This is a genomic window from Clostridia bacterium, assembly GCA_019683875.1.
In the GTDB taxonomy this organism is placed as follows: domain Bacteria; phylum Bacillota; class Sulfobacillia; order RBS10-35; family Bu92; genus Bu92.
Window position 1 is genome coordinate 1 of record JADGHN010000152.1, and the last position, 3,304, is coordinate 3,304.

Here is a 3,304-nt window from a genome sequence, read left to right on the forward strand (position 1 = left end):
GGGAGGGGGCAAGCATGGGCGGTGACCTTATCGACCAGCAGGAGTTTTTCGAACGCCGGATCCGCGAAGATGAGCGGGTGGCCCGAGCCTACCTGCGCAAGTCGTTCCTTCAGGACGTCGTCTACGCCTTGCGGGGGATCCGTACGGCCCGCGGACTGACCCAGCAGGACGTCGCAACGGCCCTGCATACAAAGCAGCCGTCAGTCGCGCGCCTGGAGAACGCGCTCGACGGCGGGTACTCCATGCGGAGGTTTATCGATTTCTGCCTCGCCTGCGGGTACCTGCCGCGTGTGATCCTGCAGCCCTTCGATTCGGCGCAGGAAGCGGCCGTACGGCGACTGCGCGGAAGTTATCTCGCGCAGGTTCAGGAGCCCCTTCCCACCAATGCCGAGCCCTCGGCGGAGCTGGGCGGCGTGGAGAGCGTCGACCTGCACCCGGTGGCCGAGCTGCTCGCCAGCCTCAATGCTCAGCCTGGCCAGGACCTTCGCCCGGCCCCGAGAGCCGCTGAAACCCGCTTGTTGGAGGGGACGAACTGACGTGGTCAGGGGTGTGACGCTGATTGCCGCAAGGCGAGCCTGGGAGTTCAAGCCTGACCAATTGCATCTGACCCTCCTGACAAGCCAGCCGGTCGTACAAGCCGTGTCGTCGGAGTTTCAATTCACCTCCATCACCTTGGACACACCGGCGGCCACCTTCGGGCCCGTCGACCGGACCATGCCTCCCGGCTTCGTCGGCAACAACGGCATGCTTCGCGCCGGCGACCGCAGGGTCGTCCCCGTCCGGTTTCTCCACGTCGAACCGACCCGGGTCGTGGTCGACGTCGCAGGAAGCTCCGCCCAAGCTGAGCGCGTGCTCCAGAGGTTCCGCGAGGTTGTCGACGACTTCCTCTCCGGCGACGGCGCGCGACCGCTGGGCGAAGTGGCCGGCACGAAGGACTTCTCGATCCTCAGCGTGGAGCTGGGTGCGGATCTGGAGGCGCTGATCCACCCGGCGGCCCGGGAGGTCCTGCGCCTCCTGGCAGGAGCCTCCGGCCCGGACGACGAGTGGGTCCCGATGGTCGGCGGGTACATCGTGAGTGCGGGGAAGGAATTCGCGGGGGAGCCGGCGGGTCCGCGGGGGCTGTCCAGCGTGGGCGCAAGGCTCACGCTGCGCCGCGCTGCACGCCGGCTCGACCGGCTGTACTACAGCGAGGCGGCTCTTTCTTCCGAGAGGCACCTGGAGCTGTTGAATCAGCTGGAGCAGATCCTGGAGGCTGCCGCGGGCGAGCGTCGATTTCCGGAGGAACGGAACGGTTGAAAGACCGGTTGCTGGCGAATGGAGGTCATCAGAGCCGCCTCCCTCCCCGCCGCAGATGGACGCCAGCCGAGCCGGGGAGCTGGGGTGTGTGGCGATCCGGCCCAAGCCAAGCTTGCGGCGCGGTCGGGATGGCGGTATCGTCGTAGTGTAAGAGCATACGTAGCAGGTGGGACGGCATGGCCCGGAGGATCGCAGGTTGCTACATTCCGCCCGACCGGGAGGCCCACCTCGCCCGGCACGGCGTGAGCCCGGAGGAGGTCCACGAAGTGCTTGAGAATCGCGAGTCTCCGCCTCTCTGGCTCCGCCGTCCGGGCAGGGGAACGTCACCCTTCTACGTCGTACTCGGGCGCACGGCCTCGGGGCGCCAGCTGACGATCCCCGGGGTCGTCTTCTCCGAGCCGCCGCTGGAGGACTATTTCATGCCCGCTACTGCGCGGGAGATGGACGAGGCGGAGCACCGCCTCTACCAGCGACACCGGGGGTGAGGAGCGTGGAGAAGAAAGGGATCCCGGAGTTCGCCTCCCTCGATGAGATGGCGCGCTTCTTCGACGAGCACAGTGCGGCCCAGCTGGAACTCGAGCCGGAAGACGTCCGGTACGAGCCCAAGCGGTCCGTGCTCTCCGTGCGGTTCGACCCGGAGGACGTGATCGCTATCGGCCGCCTCTCCCGACGCTACGGCATGGACCGATCCACCTTCGTCCGGTTCGTCGTCAAGCGCTTCCTGCGCCAGGCCACGCAGCAGGAGGAAGCGGCGACGCGTAAGTGACGCCTGCTACGCAGGAATAGGCTTCCGTCTCCGTATCCGCTCCCTCAGCTCCGCGCCGCCATCAGCCGCTGCACCAGAACGGCCGCTTCGGCCCGGGTGAGGTTCGCCCGGGGAAGGAAGCTCCCGTCGGGGAAGCCTTGCAGCAGCCCGAGCCTGATGGCCTCCTCCACGCCCGCCGAGGCCCAGGGGGCGATCGCGCCGCTGTCGCGGAAGCGCGGCGGGCTCCCCGCAGGCGCCTCCACCGGCCGCTCGGGCAGGGCGAGCTCGTTCGCACCGAGGAGGAGCTTCCTCTGCCAGGCGGCTTCGAGCCAGGGTGCGTACCAGCTTCCTGCCGGGACGTCGCGGAAGGGGGCTGGCCGGCGGCCGGACCGGCCCCTTGGGCCACCAGCAGCATCTTGACCAGCTCCGCGTCACCGGGGCCTCTGGCCGGAAGCTTCCGTCGGGCAGCCCGTCCACGACGCCCAGCGCCGCCAGCTCGCGGATCGCCCCGTAGGCCCAGAAGGAGGGCGTCACGTCGCGGAACGACTGCACCGTGGCCGCCGGCGGCGAAGGGGGCGCGGGAGGCGCCAGGAGAGTCCTCAGCACCGAGAGGTCCCTCGCGAAGAGCGTCCCCTGCATCGCCCGGCTCGGGTGGGCGACCAGGAAGTCCAGGAACTTCAGCCGCACCGGGAACTGGAAGCCCGCCGGGAAGGCGACGCGGATCATCCTCCAGCCGCTGAAGTCGAGGGTGGCTGGGTCGAGCGTCTGGACGCGTCGCCGGGGAGCGCTTGCTCCGGCGAGGAGGCGAGCTTCGCCTCGAGGCCGACCAGCCGCGTCTGCCACGCATCCGCCCGATCCATCGGCTCGACCACATGCGCCCCCTCCCCGACGCTCAGGTCGAGGCCAGCCGTCGCGCCGCGGGCCGTCGCGGTGATCTGCACCAGCCCGGTCCGCCCGGAAGCCGCGGTGAAGACGCCGTCCGGCGAGACGCTGCCCAGCATCCCGTCGCTCAGCGACCAGCGGGCCGCGGAGGCTGGCAGCTCCACCGGCTGGCCGCCGGGCCCGGTGGCGCGGAGATCCAACGCCACGCTGCGCTTGTGGCGGCCAGGAGTCCCCCGACCACGCCTGGAAAACGATAATGAACGGGGGAGGCGTGGTCGGTTGCCCAGGCAGGGGGTTCCCATCACTGGTCAGGTTCTAGCTTGGGCGCGTCAGGAGAGCGGCTTGACGGAGGAAGAGCTGGCGCGAGCGGTGGGAGTCCCT

Annotated in this window: 6 protein-coding genes and 1 pseudogene; 4 read left to right on the forward strand and 3 right to left on the reverse strand. The window is 69.5% G+C overall.

All coding sequences use genetic code 11. The features are described from left to right. The first annotated feature begins 14 nt into the window (after positions 1–14). The 4 genes from IRZ18_09120 (at position 15) to IRZ18_09135 (ending at position 2,062) form a co-directional block, all read left to right on the forward strand. Entirely contained in the window at positions 15–536 is a 522-nt protein-coding gene (locus IRZ18_09120) for a hypothetical protein (GenBank protein MBX5477265.1), read from the forward strand. Positions 537–639: 103 nt separating this feature from the next. Then, on the forward strand, positions 640–1,296 hold the full coding sequence (locus IRZ18_09125) for a hypothetical protein (protein ID MBX5477266.1): 657 nt from the start codon (positions 640–642) through the stop codon (positions 1,294–1,296). A gap of 176 nt (positions 1,297–1,472) precedes the next feature. Further along, positions 1,473–1,781, forward strand: coding sequence for a hypothetical protein (locus IRZ18_09130; protein ID MBX5477267.1), 309 nt, complete (start codon positions 1,473–1,475; stop codon positions 1,779–1,781). 5 nt (positions 1,782–1,786) lie between these two features. Then, positions 1,787–2,062 (forward strand): hypothetical protein, encoded by a 276-nt coding sequence (locus tag IRZ18_09135; GenBank protein MBX5477268.1) that lies wholly within the window; start codon positions 1,787–1,789, stop codon positions 2,060–2,062. Between the two features lie 44 nt (positions 2,063–2,106). On the opposite strand, the gene IRZ18_09140 is transcribed toward IRZ18_09135, so the two are convergent. From IRZ18_09140 to IRZ18_09150, 3 genes and pseudogenes are all read right to left on the reverse strand, one after another. After that, on the reverse strand, positions 2,107–2,304 hold the full coding sequence (locus IRZ18_09140) for an S-layer homology domain-containing protein (protein ID MBX5477269.1): 198 nt from the start codon (positions 2,302–2,304) through the stop codon (positions 2,107–2,109). Positions 2,305–2,464: 160 nt separating this feature from the next. Then, a pseudogene (locus IRZ18_09145) lies at positions 2,465–2,680 on the reverse strand (S-layer homology domain-containing protein). Positions 2,681–2,763: 83 nt separating this feature from the next. Next, on the reverse strand, positions 2,764–3,129 hold the full coding sequence (locus IRZ18_09150; protein MBX5477270.1) for a hypothetical protein: 366 nt from the start codon (positions 3,127–3,129) through the stop codon (positions 2,764–2,766). Positions 3,130–3,304 lie beyond the last annotated feature (175 nt).

What these genes read in the sequence shown, in the direction of transcription:
- IRZ18_09120 (MBX5477265.1), top strand. Translation starts at nt 15, where the DNA reads ATGGGCGGTGACCTTATCGACCAGCAGGAGTTTTTCGAACGCCGGATC.
- IRZ18_09130 (MBX5477267.1), top strand. Translation starts at nt 1,473, where the DNA reads ATGGCCCGGAGGATCGCAGGTTGCTACATTCCGCCCGACCGGGAGGCC.